Annotated in this window: 14 protein-coding genes and 2 riboswitches; of the genes, 10 read left to right on the top strand and 4 right to left on the bottom strand. The window is 45.2% G+C overall.

Features of this window, described 5'->3' with window-relative positions; all coding sequences use genetic code 11:
• From AC13DA_RS01875 to AC13DA_RS01860, 4 genes are all read right to left on the bottom strand, one after another.
• The coding region (locus tag AC13DA_RS01875) for a hypothetical protein (protein ID WP_482945832.1) at window positions 1–1295 on the bottom strand (1295 nt) is incomplete at its 3' end.
• Window positions 1292–3091: a vWA domain-containing protein gene (locus AC13DA_RS01870; RefSeq protein WP_284450873.1), complete on the bottom strand. Its 1800-nt coding sequence runs from the start codon at window positions 3089–3091 to the stop codon at window positions 1292–1294. The genes AC13DA_RS01875 and AC13DA_RS01870, both read right to left, overlap by 4 nt.
• 109 nt (window positions 3092–3200) lie before the next feature.
• On the bottom strand, window positions 3201–4391 hold the full coding sequence (locus AC13DA_RS01865) for an O-succinylhomoserine sulfhydrylase (RefSeq protein ID WP_284450874.1): 1191 nt from the start codon (window positions 4389–4391) through the stop codon (window positions 3201–3203).
• Window positions 4392–4520: 129 nt separating this feature from the next.
• On the bottom strand, window positions 4521–6347 hold the full coding sequence (locus AC13DA_RS01860) for a TonB-dependent receptor domain-containing protein (RefSeq protein ID WP_284450875.1): 1827 nt from the start codon (window positions 6345–6347) through the stop codon (window positions 4521–4523).
• Window positions 6348–6408: 61 nt separating this feature from the next.
• Window positions 6409–6601: riboswitch (cobalamin riboswitch) on the bottom strand.
• A gap of 100 nt (window positions 6602–6701) precedes the next feature.
• A riboswitch (cobalamin riboswitch) is annotated at window positions 6702–6895 on the top strand.
• A 55-nt stretch (window positions 6896–6950) separates the two neighbouring features.
• Between AC13DA_RS01860 and AC13DA_RS01855 the strand changes: the two genes are divergently transcribed.
• From AC13DA_RS01855 to cobO, 10 genes are read left to right on the top strand one after another with little or no spacing between them, the layout of a single operon-like run.
• A complete protein-coding gene (locus AC13DA_RS01855) occupies window positions 6951–7532 on the top strand; it encodes a hypothetical protein (protein ID WP_284450876.1) in 582 nt (193 codons plus the stop codon).
• Window positions 7533–7537: 5 nt separating this feature from the next.
• Window positions 7538–8827, top strand: a complete 1290-nt coding sequence (locus AC13DA_RS01850) for a cobyrinic acid a,c-diamide synthase CobB (RefSeq protein WP_284450877.1) — start codon at window positions 7538–7540, stop codon at window positions 8825–8827.
• Entirely contained in the window at window positions 8824–9486 is a 663-nt protein-coding gene (gene bluB / locus AC13DA_RS01845) for a 5,6-dimethylbenzimidazole synthase (RefSeq protein WP_284450878.1), read from the top strand. Before AC13DA_RS01850 ends, bluB begins: the two co-directional genes overlap by 4 nt.
• Window positions 9483–10391 (top strand): adenosylcobinamide-phosphate synthase CbiB, encoded by a 909-nt coding sequence (gene cbiB, locus AC13DA_RS01840; RefSeq protein ID WP_284450879.1) that lies wholly within the window; start codon window positions 9483–9485, stop codon window positions 10389–10391. The genes bluB and cbiB overlap by 4 nt, the downstream gene beginning before the upstream one ends.
• A complete protein-coding gene (cobD, locus tag AC13DA_RS01835; protein WP_284450880.1) occupies window positions 10384–11379 on the top strand; it encodes a threonine-phosphate decarboxylase CobD in 996 nt (331 codons plus the stop codon). Before cbiB ends, cobD begins: the two co-directional genes overlap by 8 nt.
• The gene (locus tag AC13DA_RS01830; RefSeq protein ID WP_284450881.1) at window positions 11369–12835 is read left to right on the top strand and encodes a cobyric acid synthase; all 1467 of its coding nucleotides are present in this window, start codon (window positions 11369–11371) and stop codon (window positions 12833–12835) included. Before cobD ends, AC13DA_RS01830 begins: the two co-directional genes overlap by 11 nt.
• Window positions 12832–13359, top strand: coding sequence for a bifunctional adenosylcobinamide kinase/adenosylcobinamide-phosphate guanylyltransferase (gene cobU / locus AC13DA_RS01825; protein WP_284450882.1), 528 nt, complete (start codon window positions 12832–12834; stop codon window positions 13357–13359). The genes AC13DA_RS01830 and cobU overlap by 4 nt, the downstream gene beginning before the upstream one ends.
• Window positions 13343–14404 (top strand): nicotinate-nucleotide--dimethylbenzimidazole phosphoribosyltransferase, encoded by a 1062-nt coding sequence (gene cobT, locus AC13DA_RS01820; RefSeq protein WP_284450883.1) that lies wholly within the window; start codon window positions 13343–13345, stop codon window positions 14402–14404. Before cobU ends, cobT begins: the two co-directional genes overlap by 17 nt.
• Window positions 14404–15126: an adenosylcobinamide-GDP ribazoletransferase gene (locus tag AC13DA_RS01815; RefSeq protein WP_284450884.1), complete on the top strand. Its 723-nt coding sequence runs from the start codon at window positions 14404–14406 to the stop codon at window positions 15124–15126. The genes cobT and AC13DA_RS01815 overlap by 1 nt, the downstream gene beginning before the upstream one ends.
• Before the next feature lie 9 nt (window positions 15127–15135).
• Window positions 15136–15744 (top strand): cob(I)yrinic acid a,c-diamide adenosyltransferase, encoded by a 609-nt coding sequence (gene cobO, locus AC13DA_RS01810; RefSeq protein ID WP_284450885.1) that lies wholly within the window; start codon window positions 15136–15138, stop codon window positions 15742–15744.
• Window positions 15745–15823 lie beyond the last annotated feature (79 nt).

Genomic DNA, 15823 nt, shown 5'->3' with positions numbered 1-15823 from the left:
TCTGGCTCTGGCTCTGGCTCTGGCTCTGGCTCTGGCTCTGGCTCTGGCTCTGGCTCTGGCTCTGGCTCTGGCTCTGGCTCTGGCTCTGGCTCTGGCTCTGGCTCTGGCTCTGGCTCTGGCTCTGGCTCTGCAATAGTTTCTGATTCAGTGACTACTGCGTCAATATCTGCATTTTCCACTTGTTGTGTTGAATCAGCTTCGGCAGAAATTGCTTCATCCTGTTCTGTAGCTTGCAGGGAAGCCAAAATATCATCCACAGCACCCGGAATTTCAATATCATCACTAATTTCAGTAAAACGCTTGAGTTCTTCCTCAGTCAAATCTTGTTGTTGACCCGAACTGGGCTCGTCGCCATCACCATTGATTTCAACCACATATGCAGGTTCAGTCACACTGTCATTTTCAGAAAGCGCATTTGTCTTATCTGACTCAGCAGTATCGGCGTTTTCATCTTCGAGAGAGAAATCTTCACCGTCTAGTAAAGCATCAAGCTCATCATTACTTAATAATGGCTCTTCGGCTGATGACTCAGAGACGACTTGTGTTTCAGTATCGGTATTTTCTTCAGAAACAGGACTGACAGCCGGCTCTTCCTCAATGGCAGCAGCGGCCACCTCAGCCTGATCGTCAAAGACAACGTCTTCGACATGTTCATCACCAAAGGCTTGCTCTTCAACCGGTTCTACAGTTTGTTCAACTTCTGCTGTAACGTTGGATTCGTTGCTATCCTCATCAATGACAGCATCCATTTCCTCTGTTTGAGGTAAGGCTGCCGCACCAGCAATAGCCGCAGCGCCTGTCAATTGTTGATACTGGCTGAGTAAACGCTCCATTGTTTGCGCAGCATGATCGATTTGTTGTTGTAAATCAGCTTCCGTTGACGTGTGTTTTTCTGCTTGATGCGAAGCTGAATGAGAACCGACAGGTTCAATATTCAAGGCGGCGTCAACGGCTTGTTCTATCAGGTCCGGGATATTCAGGAAAGCATTAGAATCCTGTTCGATATAGGTTTTTACAAGACTTTTTTGAATACGGCGTTCACGTTCCAGAAAGTCATTAACTTCTACCTTTAGCGCTTCGTCACTCAGGCCATATTTTTCTTGTAGAACCTGGCTCAGGTTCTGTTCTCTGACTTCCCTGTTGCGTTTAATCTTTTTTACAGCATTACTACTGGCGTTGTGGACTTTACGTTGTTTTCTTCGGTTACTGACCAGCAGAATGCCCGCGATAATGGCAAAAACAAGTGCCAGTTCGTAAGCCAAAAACTCCAGCATTGGATCGGTTAGATTTATCAAAGCATATCTCCTACCGCCATGGTGGCTGCATTCTGTCTGCGCCACCAAATCACACCAGCAATCAATAAACACACGATAATGGCATTACCGATCAAAAGTTTGGTGTTATCTGACATTGAGGTATCTGAACTATTGTCACTGTCGTCTAACAGCAAGTCATCATCCAATGGCATGATATCGACATTCGCCTCATCTTCCCCGGTAATCGGATCCAATATTGGAGTCAGTTCTTCATCAAATAACTCAGCGGTTTTTTCTGCAGTTAATTCATCTTTTAATTTAATGGGTTCTGCCTGTAAAAACACAGGTCGCCCTTCAGGCGTTTCACCACGTAACTGAAGCGATAACTCATAGTTTGCCTCGTTGGTCAGCTCAGTTAATGTCAGTTGCCAATTATTAGTATCGGTTTTCTGCATGTCGTAGGGCCACTCGCTACCATTTTCTTCCCTTAATAAGGCTTTTATCGACAGGGAATCCGGTTTAATGAGTGTGGGTTCAACCTGAACTTGAATACGATGGCTTCGATTATCTCCAGGCAAACGTTCAGTCTCGACATAATAAGGCGCTGCAATCACATTGATACTTTGACGTCTCTGACGTTCAAATGTGGCACTTTTCAGTGTCACAATGACATCTTGTCTTCCAGCAGTAAACTCCTCACCCAAAGTCGCATTAAACTGACTTTTTTGTGGATCCAGCGTCATCGATACTTGCTTCTCTCCCTGCTCTGAATTTTGCTTGAGTGAGCCATCGACTAATTCAAGAAAGTCTTTTCGGGTAATCGCTTTACCGTGGTCAGTCAGGGTAGCATGAAAGTCGAATTTTTCGCCCTTAAGCACATTATTCGGTAAATCACTGGTTTGCAGTTTCATATCTGTTACTACCATCACCCGATTATCAGGATCGAGTTGGGCATCAATGCGCCACTCTCCCGTGACAGGATTTTCGATGGTAATCAAATCAAAGCTATCTTCGTGTAACCAACGTATTTTCTCTGATTGGTCCAGTTCGGTGAGCGTTTTACCGTCGGGTGATTTCAGTTGCGTCTCCGCGGAGCCTGCTTTACGAAACGCCAGCACTGTCATTTCATTGACACTACTATCGATTTTGAATTGATTATCCGCGAGTGGAACGGTATCAGGCTGTGTGGCTTTCTCAAACATATGTAAGAAAATACGTTGTAAATCATCTGCCGTATTAGCTTGTTGGTACCAACCATCGGTTTCCATCGAGATAGCTTTTAGTAGTTCATGATCGGCATTATCTGACAAGGCAATAGTATGAACGGCCAGATTCGCCGCTTTTAACTTCGGCACAATATCATTCAGAATCCGTTGGCGGGATGCTTCACTAGCTTTTTGGCCGGGTTGTAAGTCTACAAAACCATCCGATAATAAAATTAAGCTTTGACGTTGTTTGGGATTATTTTGTATTCCGGTTTTGGTAGCTTTCTGTAGTGCTAATTCAATATTGGTGTACAAGCCAAGAGAATGTATTTTGGATGATTTCTCTATGGCTTTCTGCCGCCAGTCATCATCTACTTTTTGCCAGGGCACCAGCATGTTGACCATTTTGGCAAACGTCCAAACCCCTGCATTAGCATCGTCTGGCATTAATCCCACCAGCATTCTCAGCGCAGGCGCACGGAGGTTTTTAGGATCATTCTTTTTCATGCTGCCTGAAACGTCTATCACAACACGAACATCACTACTGGGGGTTTCAGCCGCTTGTGATTGCCGTGCTGGCATGGTTGCCAGCAACACTAATGGCAATGCGATCTTTAAGAAATCTAACATAGCAATCTACCTTGTTCATTATGCTGTCAGGCCTCTGTCTTTAGGCTTTTTAAAGACATTTTTTTGACAGCCACACCAATGTAGGCAGGGCTATGCAGGTTTTGTGCCGTTATTTAATCGCGGCAAATCCGCGGGCTAAATCCGCTTTAATATCATCCACACTTTCGAGGCCGACAGAGATGCGTAACATACCATCGGTAATACCGGCCGCAGCACGGGCTTCTTCAGACAAGCGCCCGTGCGTTGTGGTTGCAGGATGAGTGATGGTGGTTTTGCTATCACCTAAATTCGCTGTGATGGAAAGCCATTCCAGTGAATTGATTAATGTCCACGCATCCTTCTTACCACCTTTGATTTCAAAGGCAATAATGCCACCAAATGCTGACTGTTGTTTCTTAGCCAGCGTATGCTGTGGATGTGAGGGCAAACCTGAATAAAACACATGGCTCACTAAAGGTTGCGACTCCAGCCAGCTTGCCACCTCAAGTGCTGATGCAGAATGCGCTTTCATTCTCAAATCCAGCGTTTCCAGACCTTTCAGGAATGTCCACGCATTAAATGGACTCATCGTCGGCCCTGCTGTACGCAAGAAACCATATACCTCTTCACCAACACGTTTAGCATCGCCAACCACCGCACCACCAATACAACGGCCCTGGCCATCAATGTATTTAGTGGCTGAATGCACCACGATATCAGCGCCAAACTCCAACGGTCGTTGTAATGCCGGTGTGCAGAAACAGTTATCGACAATCAATAAACAGTCATTGGCTTTAGCCAGCTCAGAGAGTGCTTCTAAGTCTGCAATTTCATTCATGGGGTTGGAAGGCGTTTCCAAAAACAGCATTTTTGTTTCTGGCGTAATGGCGGCTTTCCAGTCATCCAAATCAATCAATTTCACGTAGCTGGTGCTGACACCAAACTTGGATAAATATTTATCAAACAAAACACGTGTAGTGCCAAAAATACTCATCGACGACACGATATGGTCACCGGCTGATAATAAGGCCATCATCGTCGACAGAATAGCTGACATGCCAGATGATGTAGCAACACAGGACTCACCACCTTCAAGGGCGGCTAGACGCTGTTCAAATGTCCGAACGGTGGGATTAGTAAAACGAGAATAGATATTACCCGGCTCATCACCACCAAATCGTGCTGCAGCTTGCTCTGCACTTTCGAAGACAAAGCTGGACGTTGGGAATATAGGTTCAGATTGTTCAGATTCGGCCGTTCTTTTGTGGCCAACGCGGACGGCTTTTGTCGCAAAGCCTTTATTGTCATATTTATCTGTCATGGGAGTTCAACATAAAAAAGATGTGACAATTCTATATTTTTAGCGGGCTACTGACCAGATGAATCCTGATGTTTCAGGCAAAAAAATACCCGAAACATGTTCGGGTATTTTTATTCAACCTATAGACTTTTAAGGTTGGTAACTCAGTGACAACATTACAGTACGACCCAAGCTGTAATATTCATCAACGGTTCGATAGTCTTTATTTAACATATTTTGGCCTGTTAACCTGACTGTCCAGTCTGGATCCACTTTATAGGCAACACGTAAATCCAGGAGCCCATAACCGCCAAGACGCTTTTTATTATCCGCTTTATCATAGCTATGCCCTCTCAACTTCCAGCTCGCGCCGGTGGACCAGTCCCCCCAATTACGATCCAGATGCATATTGGCTAAACGTTTTGCTCTTCTGGGCAAAACATTCCCTGTTTTGTCATCCTCTGGTTGCAAAAATGAAGCATCCGCTGACACTTGCCAATCTGCAAGGCTTGTTGTGACTTCAAACTCAACACCTTTGATCTTAGCCACGTCGACATTAGATGGCGATGTATCCCAAACTATCAGGTTTCTGATCTTGTTTTTGTAGGTATTGATGGCCCATCTTCCCCAGCTTGGTGTGCCTTCCAACCCAATACCATACGAGGTCGATTTTTCTGGTTTCAGATCAGGATTGCCTTGAAACCCAAAACTATCTAATGGATAGTAGAGATCGTTAAATGTCGGGGTCTTGAAGCCAGTTCCGGCATTAGCGGTCAACTTTAACTCATCACTCAACTGGTAACCATAATCAGCTGTTCCTGTTGTTTCATGGCCGAATGATTCATTATCGTCATGACGAGCACTCAGAAGCCAGCTGTTTTTATCAAGCTCAGCATCCCAGCTAGCAAAAACAGCTTTATTGTCACGAGAATCAGAGACATAAGTATCAGAACTATCAATCTTGTCATTCTCATACTCGAAGCCAATATTGACTCGATGCTGAGCATTTAATCTAAGATGATTTATCCAGCCGGCATAACGATGACGTGTATTGTAATTTGTGGTTATCTCATCATCGACATAATTTTGAGAACGATCACGCGACTCAGAAAGGCCAAAACTCATAGACCATGTATCGTTTACTGAGATATTGTTATTAAGCCCAAGAATTTGTTGAACGGTATCGGTGACGTAATTTTTATTTACACTAGATCCATCATAGTGATTACGTGCATTTGAACGAAGCAGATTAACATCCGTTGACCAGTTTTCTATCCACTGTTGATTGACTTTTAACGATACACTTTGATTACGGTAACCGTCATGATCAGGGTTACGATCTTCTCTAGCGTTGATGCCATTGGTTGTATCGTAGCTATAGCTAAGATTATATTTGGTCGTTTCGTTTCCACCACTTACGCCAGCTTGGCTTCTGAGAGTGTTTTTGGTACCAGCAGACACCGTAAAATTTGGCGTAGGTTTACTAATTGAACCGCTTTTAGTGAAGATTTGGATCACACCACCTATGGCTTCAGAGCCATAAAGCCCAGCTCGAGGCCCGCGGACAATTTCAATACGTTCAATTTGGCTAACAGGGAAATCTTGTAATGCTGACGAACCAGATGTGGCTGAATACCATTTAACGCCATCAACTAAAACAAGCACGTGATCAGAGTTTGTTCCACGGATTGAAACACCACTTGTCTTACCCAAACCACCATTCTGAGTCATGTCAATACCCGGAAAACGTGACAGAAGTGTAGCCAAATCTTGAATCTGAAGTTTTTCAATATCAGCTTCTGTGATCACCGTAGTCGGCGCCAACGCATTTTCCGTAGGCATACGGTTTGCAGTAACGGTGATGGAATCTAGTTCATCACTGGCGATAACAGGTAAAGAAAGTAAAGAAGAAATCAGCGTAAATGCTGAAAGACGCGTGCACGCACGCAAAGGCAACGCCTTTGAAAACAAGGTCATAATTGTCTCCTGAGGATACGCTCACCCGCGATCCAGGGTTAATAGGGTCACAACACATTGTGTTGTTACGAAACCTCAGGCCGGTCTCCGGACTTACGTTGTGGCTATCGCCTGACACATCGCCTTCCCACGACATTCGCAGTGGCTTAATGATGTGCTTTTCAACGTTTACCGTTGCGGGGGCAGTGTTGGATTTGTCACCAACTTCCCGTTTAACTCTGCCTAAACAGAGCACCTGAAGAGCCGCGCATAGTAATGGCTGCGCATCCATCCGTCAAACTGACTATGTTAACTATATCGACAATGACACCTGATTCCTATACGTCAAATTGACAATATGTCGCATTAATCCTTATTCTATCGCGAGTTTCAGGTGTTGCTAACGCGAGTAAACGGGAAGTCGGTGCATCACTAGATAATGCCGACACTGCCCCCGCAACGGTAAGTGAGATGAGATAAACGTTATGCCACTGTACAGCGCTGTATGGGAAGGTGTTTATCAGGCAAAACTCACAAGTCCGGAGACCGGCCTGAAAATAAAACGTGCCAACTGGCAAATTCAAAACCTATTGTGTGCGGGTGGGCACACTGGAGAATCACATCATGACCTTATCTCGTTCTCAGCAACTCATTATTGCTGGTCTTTTAGCACTTTTAATGTTCATGACCCGAGGTCATCATTTTGCTTCTGTCGACGCGTTACCGAGTGCATCATGGGCTATCTTTTTCCTAGCCGGTCTTTACTTGAGTTCAGCTGCCTGGTTTCCTGTATTTCTAGTAATGGCTGCTGGTCTCGATATCGCCAGTGTGTTGTTGGGTGGTGGTCAATTAAGCACTAGTTTCTGCATGTCTCCTGCTTACGGATTTCTGATTCCTGCTTATGGCAGCTTATGGATGGCTGGACGCTGGTATGCATCAAAATATCAATTTAATGCAGCCACCTTATTGCCGCTTGTTGGCAGTGTATTGGTAGCAGCCACTGCAGCCACCTTATTTAGTGGTGGTGGTTTCTACTTTTTTTCTGGCCGTTATCCTGATCCAACATTCACTGAATACACACAACGTTTTATTCAGTACTTCCCTAAAAACCTGGCTGTAATGAGTTTCTATCTGGTAGTTGCGATGATTTGCCATGTGTCTCTGCATTTCACAGCAACGACACAACGAGCAGATCAACAGCATTAATAAAGATGCAGTCGCAGTCATGTGCTGCTGTTGTCATTGCTGCACCTGCATCTGGCCAGGGTAAAACCACGGTCACCGCTGTATTAGCAAGACATTACCGGCAGCAAAACAAACAGGTTCGCGTATTCAAAGTGGGTCCAGATTTTCTGGACCCTATGGTTTTAGCATACGCATCAGGTCACCCTGTTTATCAACTTGACCTGTGGATGGTCGGCAAACAACACAGTCAGCAACTTTTAGCAGAAGCGGCGCAACAAGCCGATATTATTTTGATTGAAGGTGTGATGGGCTTGTTTGATGGTGAACCTTCCACAGCTGATCTGGCTGCTGCTTTTGGTATCCCTATCCTTGCCGTGATCGATGCCAGTGCCATGGCACAAACCTTTGCAGCCATCGCTGTCGGTTTGGACCAATATCGAAAAGATACGCGTGTCGCTGCCGTTATTGCTAATAAAGTCGGCAGTGAACGTCATGCCGATATGCTCAAAAAAGCCTTACCTAACACTCTTCCTTGTCTCGCTACTTTGTTCAGACAAACTGAACATGCCCTGCCCAGTCGTTATTTGGGTTTACAGCAAGCCAATGAAGTCACTGATTTAGAGCAACGCCTGAGCCATACTCTGGACGCTTTTGACTTTGATAATACGGTTTCATTACCTGATATTGATTTTCCGTTTATTGATGTTGAGCCACTGCCTCTCTTACTCGAAGGTGTAAAGATTGGGGTTGCCAGGGATGCCGCTTTCTCTTTTCTTTATCAAGCGAATCTGGATTGTCTTTCTGCATTAGGTGCTGAGCTTATATTTTTCTCGCCACTAACAGACAAACAATTACCAGACATCGATAGCCTGTATCTGCCTGGTGGATATCCCGAGTTACATCTGGAGACATTGAGTCAAAACACCAATATGATTCAAGCTATTCACCAGCATTACCATGCCAATAAACCGATCATCGCTGAGTGTGGCGGCATGTTATACCTATGTGAATCCCTGACGGATAAAGCGGATAACACTGCTAGTCTATGTGGCATTTTGCCTGCCAAAGCCAAACTTCAGGCGAGACTGACGGCTCTCGGATTACAGGAATTGACAATCAATGGTGCGGCCATCAGAGGCCACACCTATCATCATTCTTTACTCAGTACAGAACTGGTCTCGGAGATAAGCGGACAGTGTCCTAATAGTAAATCGGTCAGTGAAGTGGTCTATCAACAACAGCGTTTAACCGCCAGCTATATCCACTTTTATTTTTACTCAAACCCTCACCTTATTGCAGCGTGGTTGACGCCATGAGTGATTCACCTCATCAGTTTTCACAAGAAGAACGAGAAGCCGTTTATCGCGCCATAGCAGAACGTCGGGATATGCGTCACTTTCGACCAGCTCCTGTTGATCCAGAACAATTAAAACGTTTACTGATCGCGGCTCATCAAGCCCCCAGTGTCGGTCTGATGCAACCCTGGCGAATAATTCGAATTACTGATTCCATTATTCGCGAAAAAATAAAAGCACTGGTGGAAAAGGAACGTATTGAAACAGCCAAAGCCATGAATGAACGCGAAGATGAGTTTATGCGTTTAAAAGTCGAGGGTATGGATAATTGTGCTGAAATCCTGGTTGTCGCTTTATGTGATAAACGTGAACAACATATTTTTGGCAGACGAACCATGCCGAATATGGATTTGGCCTCGGTATCTTGTGCCATCCAAAATATGTGGCTCGCAGCGAGAGTGGAAGGTTTGGGCATGGGCTGGGTTTCTATTTTTGAACCTGAGGCACTGGCACAATTACTGAAACTCCCCTCGGGTGCCTCCCCCGTCGCTATTCTCTGCCTGGGTCATGTTAATGAGTTTTATCCAGAGCCGATGTTACAAATGGAAAACTGGCGACAAGGTATTGAGCTGGACGCGGTTTTATATGAAAACCAATGGGATGAACCTGCCAAGCTATGACCTTACTGTTTATCGTGCTTGCCGTATTGCTTGACTGGTTGCTTGGCGAACCAACACGTCGCCATCCGCTGGTTGGTTTTGGGCGACTGACCAAGCTCGTGGAAACCAGATTATATTCTTCAGAACACAATCAAAAAAAACAGTTTATCAATGGCTTACTTGCATGGCTGATACTCGTCTTACCTTTTGCCTTGATTGCCTATTTTATTAGTCAAATTACCGTGCTCAACAGCTTATTTAGTGTGCTGATACTTTACCTTTGTATTGGCCATCGGAGTTTGTATGACCATGTCACCCCGATCATCGAAGCATTGAAACAAGGTGATATTGAACTAGCAAAAACTTATACCAGCTATATTGTCAGCCGTGACAGGGAAACATTACATATTCCTAAAGCCAGTATCGAATCTGTATTAGAAAATGGCGCCGATGCCATTTTTTCAGCCATCTTTTGGTTTATCGTGGCAGGATTACCTGGCGTCGTTATCTATCGCCTCAGTAATACTCTGGATGCCATGTGGGGCTATAAAACAGAGCGCTATTTATTCTTTGGCCGTTTTGCTGCGCGTATTGATGATGTGCTGAACTTTATTCCAGCCCGCATAACAGCACTCAGCTATGCTCTGGTGGGTAATGTCCGTTCAGGTTTACAGTGCTGGAAACAACAGGCTAAACAATGGGATAGCCCTAATGCTGGTCCAGTTATGGCGGCTGGTGCTGGTGCATTAAATATTGAGCTGGGCGGTTTAGCTCGCTATCACGGCGTCTGGCATGATCGCCCTAAGCTTGGCCTCAAGCACGAAGCGAGCGAGAGTGATATTCCCCGTGCCTTACATTTAGTGACAGATAGTCTCTTGCTGTGGCTGGCCGTTATTACTGTGATCACAGGAATTAGCTATGCTTGAACACGGTGGCAAACTCAACCATTACATCAAAAAGTACGGCATAGCCAGCGAGTATTGGTTGGATTTATCTACCGGTATTAATCCCAATGGCTGGCCTGTTCCCCCCCTGCCTGAATATGTTTGGACACGTTTACCGGAACAGGATGATGATTTACTCACTGCAGCGGCAAACTATTATGGCAATGAAAGTTTAATTGCCCTGCCCGGAAGCCAAGCTGCCATTCAGTTTTTACCGCAATTACGCGAGCCTTGCAGAGTGAAGGTCATACACCCTTGCTATGCCGAGCATGCTTATAGCTGGCAAAAAGCAGGTCATGATGTTGAGGCCATCCATCATGACGAGATTGATTCATTGCTTGCCGAAACGGATGTGCTAATCATCATCAACCCGACTAATCCAAGTGGCAGGCAATACAAAAAACAACAACTTTTAAGCTGGCATCAACAATTACAACAACATAATGGCTGGCTTGTGGTAGATGAAGCCTTTATTGATACATCACCTGACAAAAGTCTCTGTCGTCTGCCTGCCATGCCTGGACTCCTTATCCTCAGATCAGTAGGTAAATTCTTTGGTTTGGCAGGTTGTCGTGTTGGTTTTTTAATCGCCGAACAATCCGTTCTCGATCAGATGAAAGAACACCTGGGCCCGTGGCCCATTGCAACAGCCTCGCGCTATATCACCATACAGGCTTTTAAAGATACCGACTGGCAACAACACTGCCGCCAGCAACTTCAGTTTCAATCAGCACGTCTGGCGGAATTACTGACTCGTTATGGTCTCAATCCTACCGCTGGCACTGACTTATTTCAGTGGGTCAAACATTCTGCCGCCAAAGACATACATGAGAAACTGGCAAAAAATGCCATTCTGACCCGCTTATTTGAATCCCCTGCCAGTTTGCGTTTTGGTTTACCCGCCAATGAACAGCAATGGCAGCAGTTAGAAAAAGGCCTGCAATCGCTACGAGTTGATCATGAAACATAAAACATTAATGGTTCAGGGCACCACATCTGATGCGGGAAAAAGTACCGTTGTCACCGCCTTATGTCGTTGGTTTAAACAACAAGGTTATCAAGTTGCGCCGTTCAAACCACAAAATATGGCACTCAATAGTGCAGTGACCGCAGAAGGTGGTGAAATCGGTCGCGCTCAGGCGGTTCAAGCACAAGCCTGTCATCTGGCACCACATATTGATATGAACCCGGTGCTACTCAAACCTAATAGTGACTCTGGTGCTCAGGTCATTATTCATGGCAAAGCGGTTGCCAATATGGAAGCGCGCTTTTACCACGACTATAAGCCTACGGCGATGCAGGCAGTTCTGGAATCCCACCACCGACTGGAATCGAATTATGACCTTGTTGTCGTAGAAGGTGCGGGCTCACCAGCAGAAATTAATTTACGCGATCGTGACATCGCCAATATGGGCTTTGCAGAAGCTGTAGATTGTCCGGTTATTTTGATTGCTGATATTGATCGCGGTGGTGTATTTGCTCATCTGGTCGGCACGCTGACGTGTTTATCTGAGTCAGAACAAGCGCGGATTAAAGGCTTTATTATTAATCGCTTTCGCGGTGATATGAGTCTATTGCAACCTGGTCTGGACTGGCTGAAACAAAAAACCGGTAAACCGGTGTTAGGTGTTTTGCCCTATCTGCACGGTTTACATTTAGAAGCTGAAGATGCGGTGAATACCCAACAAATAACGGGCTCAGATAAACAACTCAATATTATCGTGCCGGTATTACCCCGCATCAGTAACCATACTGATTTAGACCCATTAAGATTGCATCCTCAAGTCAATTTACAGTTTATCGGCCCTGATGACACCATCCCGGCGGCCGATCTGATTATTTTGCCTGGCAGTAAACACGTCCGTGCTGATTTAGAGTGGCTGATTAAACAAGGCTGGCCTGAAGCCATAGCTAAACACTGTCGTTATGGTGGCAAAGTGTTGGGTATCTGTGGTGGTTTTCAAATGCTTGGCAGACTGATTCATGATCCTGATGGCATTGAAAGTCAGCCTGGTAGCAGTGATGGTCTCGGCTTGCTGGATATGGAAACAACGCTAGCCGGCGATAAAACATTACGACAAAATCAGGGACAATTACTTATCAATAGTTCAGCCGTCACTATATCCGGTTATGAAATACATGCAGGTATCAGCACAGGAAAAGCGCTGGCATCGCCCCTGATGTCACTATCACATGGTCCGGATGGGGCTATCAGTGAAGATAGACAGATTATCGGTACGTATCTACATGGTTTATTTGAACATGACGAAGCGGCTCAAGCCATACTGACTTGGGCAGGTCTTGATGATGTTCAGTCTGTCGATTACTTGCAGCTTCGTGAAAATGACATCAATAAACTGGCAGAGATGATTGCAACACATGTGAACACAGAAAAGTTGATGCAGATTCTTGAGGACACACAATGAGTAAGACGCTAATTCTAGGTGGTACCAAATCAGGTAAAAGCCGACTGGCTGAACAATGGGCAAACGCTACCAGCCGAGCTGTCAGCTATATCGCCACGGCACAAGCACATGATGATGAAATGGCACAACGGATTAAACAGCATCAGCAACAACGACCAGACAACTGGCCAACCATTGAACAGCCGCTTTATCTAGGGGATGCAATAAACCAAGCAACAACTGATGTTGTACTGGTAGATTGTTTAACCCTGTGGCTGACCAATCTTTTATTAGCTGAAGGCGATTTGCTGACAGAACAGATATCCGCATTACTAGATACGCTGCAAACCACTGATAAACACATCATTATGGTCAGTAATGAAACCAATATGGGCGTGATGCCTTTGGGAGACTTAACTCGTCGTTATTGTGATGAGGCTGGTGTCTTACATCAGCGTATCGCCAAAATGAGCGATAACGTCATCTTAACCGTGGCAGGTTTACCTCACATATTAAAAGGACAACTGCATGAACAGCTTCGCTGAATGGCTAAAACAACCAGTTAAAGCGGTAGATAAGACGCATGAACAAAAAGCGCTGGCGCGTCAGCAGCAGTTGACTAAACCGCCCGGCTCTCTCGGGCAGCTGGAAAACTTAGCAGTCAAAATTGCCAGTTTACAGGCTAGTGAAATTCCGGACCTGACGCATGTTCATATCACTGTTTATGCCGCAGACCATGGCGTCATGGCTGAAGGTGTTTCAGCCTTCCCCCAATCCGTCACCGCAGCCATGATCAGAAACTTTGCCAATGGCGGTGCTGCTATTAGCGTATTAGCACAGGAGTTAACCGCAAAACTCGATGTGATTAACGTTGGTACAGTAGACGCATTGGAAGACATTCCTGGCGTATTCGATAAACGTATCGACGCTGGCACGGCGAATTTCTGTCAGGGCCCAGCGATGACAGAGCAACAATGCCAACAGGCGATATTAGTTGGTCGTGATAATGTCTTAAGTGATATTGATAACATCCAACTCTATATTGCTGGTGAAATGGGGATTGGTAACACCTCTACCGCCAGTGCTTTAGCCTCAGCTCTGCTGAAATGCGATCCTATCGATGTGGTGGGTCCAGGCACAGGACTGGACCAACAAGGTATTCAACATAAAGTCACAGTCATTCAACGTGCACTTGAATTACACCAATCAGAACTGAATGATGATCCGCTGTCGACACTTACGCTATTGGGTGGCTTTGAAATCGCTGCCATGACAGGTGCTTATCTGACCTGTGCCAAACAAGGTATTCCAGTGCTGATAGATGGCTTTATCAGTACGGTGGCGGCATTAACGGCTGAGAGAATTCAGCCAGGATGCAAAGACTGGTTTATTTATAGCCATCAAAGTGCTGAGCCCGGTCATAAAGTGGTTTTAAACGCTTTAGACGCGAAACCATTACTTCAACTGGATATGCGTCTGGGAGAAGGCAGTGGTGCCGCGGTGGCTGTTCCCCTTCTTCGCCAAGCCTGTCTGTTACACAATGGTATGGCCACATTCGAACAAGCCAATATCAGTAAAGGAGACACGTAATGTGGTTATCGTTCCAAATAGCCCTTCAATTTCTCACGATTATTCCGGTCAGCTATGCCAGTGCAAGTGATCAACAGCTTGGACGTTCCTTAGTTTTTTATCCTGTTATTGGCTTGATTATCGGCTTAATTTTGTCAGGACTCGTATCCGTCCTCCCTGTTTCCTATAGTTTGCTCAGTGCTGCTTTATTACTGACAGCCTGGGTATTATTAACGGGTGGCTTACATATTGATGGTCTTGCTGATTCGGCTGATGCCTGGTTAGGCGGTATCGGCAATAAACAACGTACGTTAGAGATTATGAAAGACCCGGCGGCGGGCCCCATTGCGGTCGTTGTATTAGCGTTAAGCTTATTAATCAAACTGGCCTTAGTGGAAATCGTTATCTCATCAGGCGAAACATCCGCCTTAATCTGGAGCATCATCCTGGCCAGAACGGCGATGCCATTATTATTTCTGACGACTAACTATGTCAGACCCAACGGCATTGGTGCCGTATTAAAACACTGCCTTCCCGTCAAGCAAGTGAAATGGATGCTGCTTATCACCACCGTCATCGCATTATTCTGCCTGGGTTTCACACCGCTGTTACTTGGGTTGATCGTATTCTTATTACTTCGCTACACGATGGAGCATCGGCTTGATGGCTTTACCGGTGATACAGCCGGGGCGATGGTCGAATTGCTGGAAATCAGCTTTTTATTGTTTTTAATTTTGTTTTAGGAAAATCCAATGTCTGATACTGAAAAAAGTGAACGTCATAAAAAACGTATGCAACGCCATAAAAATGTGGTCGATGAGAAAATTCAAAAAGCAGAAAAAGACAAAGGTTTATTATTAGTCATTACGGGTAATGGCAAAGGCAAGAGTTCTTCTGGATTTGGGATGGTGGCCAGAGCCTTGGGGCATGACATGAAAGTCGGTGTGGTTCAGTTTATTAAAGGCGCTTTTAGTACAGGCGAAGAATCATTTTTCCGTCGCTTTCCCGAAGAAGTTTCTTATCATGTGGTTGGTGATGGTTTTACCTGGGAAACACAAAACCTTGAACAAGATATTGCTTCCGCAGAAAAAGGCTGGGAAATCTGCAAAGCCATGCTTAACGATCCAGAAATTGATGTCGTTTTATTAGATGAGTTGAATATTGTCTTGAAGATGAAATATCTCAATGCCGAAACAGTATTAAATGACATCGCACAAAGACCAGAGATGCAACATGTCATTATCACCGGTCGAGGAGCCCCTGACAGCGTCATAGAGGCAGCAGATACCGTTAGCCGTATTGAGGATGTTAAACATGCATTTCGTGCCGGTATAAAAGCACAGAAAGGCATCGAATTATAAGCGGCTTTTTACCCTGTCATAAAACTGTAAAGTTACTCACATTTTCTGTGGATAACTCTGTGATTAAGTTTGGAGTTAG

The organism is Methylophaga sp. F-2 (assembly GCF_056859315.1).
This window is presented reverse-complemented; position numbering and strand designations above follow the sequence as displayed.

Bases quoted from the DNA above. Each gene is read 5' to 3' on its own strand.
- cobT (WP_284450883.1), top strand. From the start codon at position 13,343: ATGAACAGCTTCGCTGAATGGCTAAAACAACCAGTTAAAGCGGTAGAT.
- cbiB (WP_284450879.1), top strand. From the start codon at position 9,483: ATGACCTTACTGTTTATCGTGCTTGCCGTATTGCTTGACTGGTTGCTT.
- AC13DA_RS01865 (WP_284450874.1), bottom strand. From the start codon at position 4,391: ATGACAGATAAATATGACAATAAAGGCTTTGCGACAAAAGCCGTCCGC.
- AC13DA_RS01815 (WP_284450884.1), top strand. From the start codon at position 14,404: ATGTGGTTATCGTTCCAAATAGCCCTTCAATTTCTCACGATTATTCCG.
- AC13DA_RS01830 (WP_284450881.1), top strand. From the start codon at position 11,369: ATGAAACATAAAACATTAATGGTTCAGGGCACCACATCTGATGCGGGA.
- cobD (WP_284450880.1), top strand. From the start codon at position 10,384: ATGCTTGAACACGGTGGCAAACTCAACCATTACATCAAAAAGTACGGC.
- AC13DA_RS01860 (WP_284450875.1), bottom strand. From the start codon at position 6,347: ATGACCTTGTTTTCAAAGGCGTTGCCTTTGCGTGCGTGCACGCGTCTT.
- AC13DA_RS01870 (WP_284450873.1), bottom strand. From the start codon at position 3,091: ATGTTAGATTTCTTAAAGATCGCATTGCCATTAGTGTTGCTGGCAACC.
- cobU (WP_284450882.1), top strand. From the start codon at position 12,832: ATGAGTAAGACGCTAATTCTAGGTGGTACCAAATCAGGTAAAAGCCGA.
- AC13DA_RS01850 (WP_284450877.1), top strand. From the start codon at position 7,538: ATGCAGTCGCAGTCATGTGCTGCTGTTGTCATTGCTGCACCTGCATCT.
- bluB (WP_284450878.1), top strand. From the start codon at position 8,824: ATGAGTGATTCACCTCATCAGTTTTCACAAGAAGAACGAGAAGCCGTT.
- AC13DA_RS01855 (WP_284450876.1), top strand. From the start codon at position 6,951: ATGACCTTATCTCGTTCTCAGCAACTCATTATTGCTGGTCTTTTAGCA.
- cobO (WP_284450885.1), top strand. From the start codon at position 15,136: ATGTCTGATACTGAAAAAAGTGAACGTCATAAAAAACGTATGCAACGC.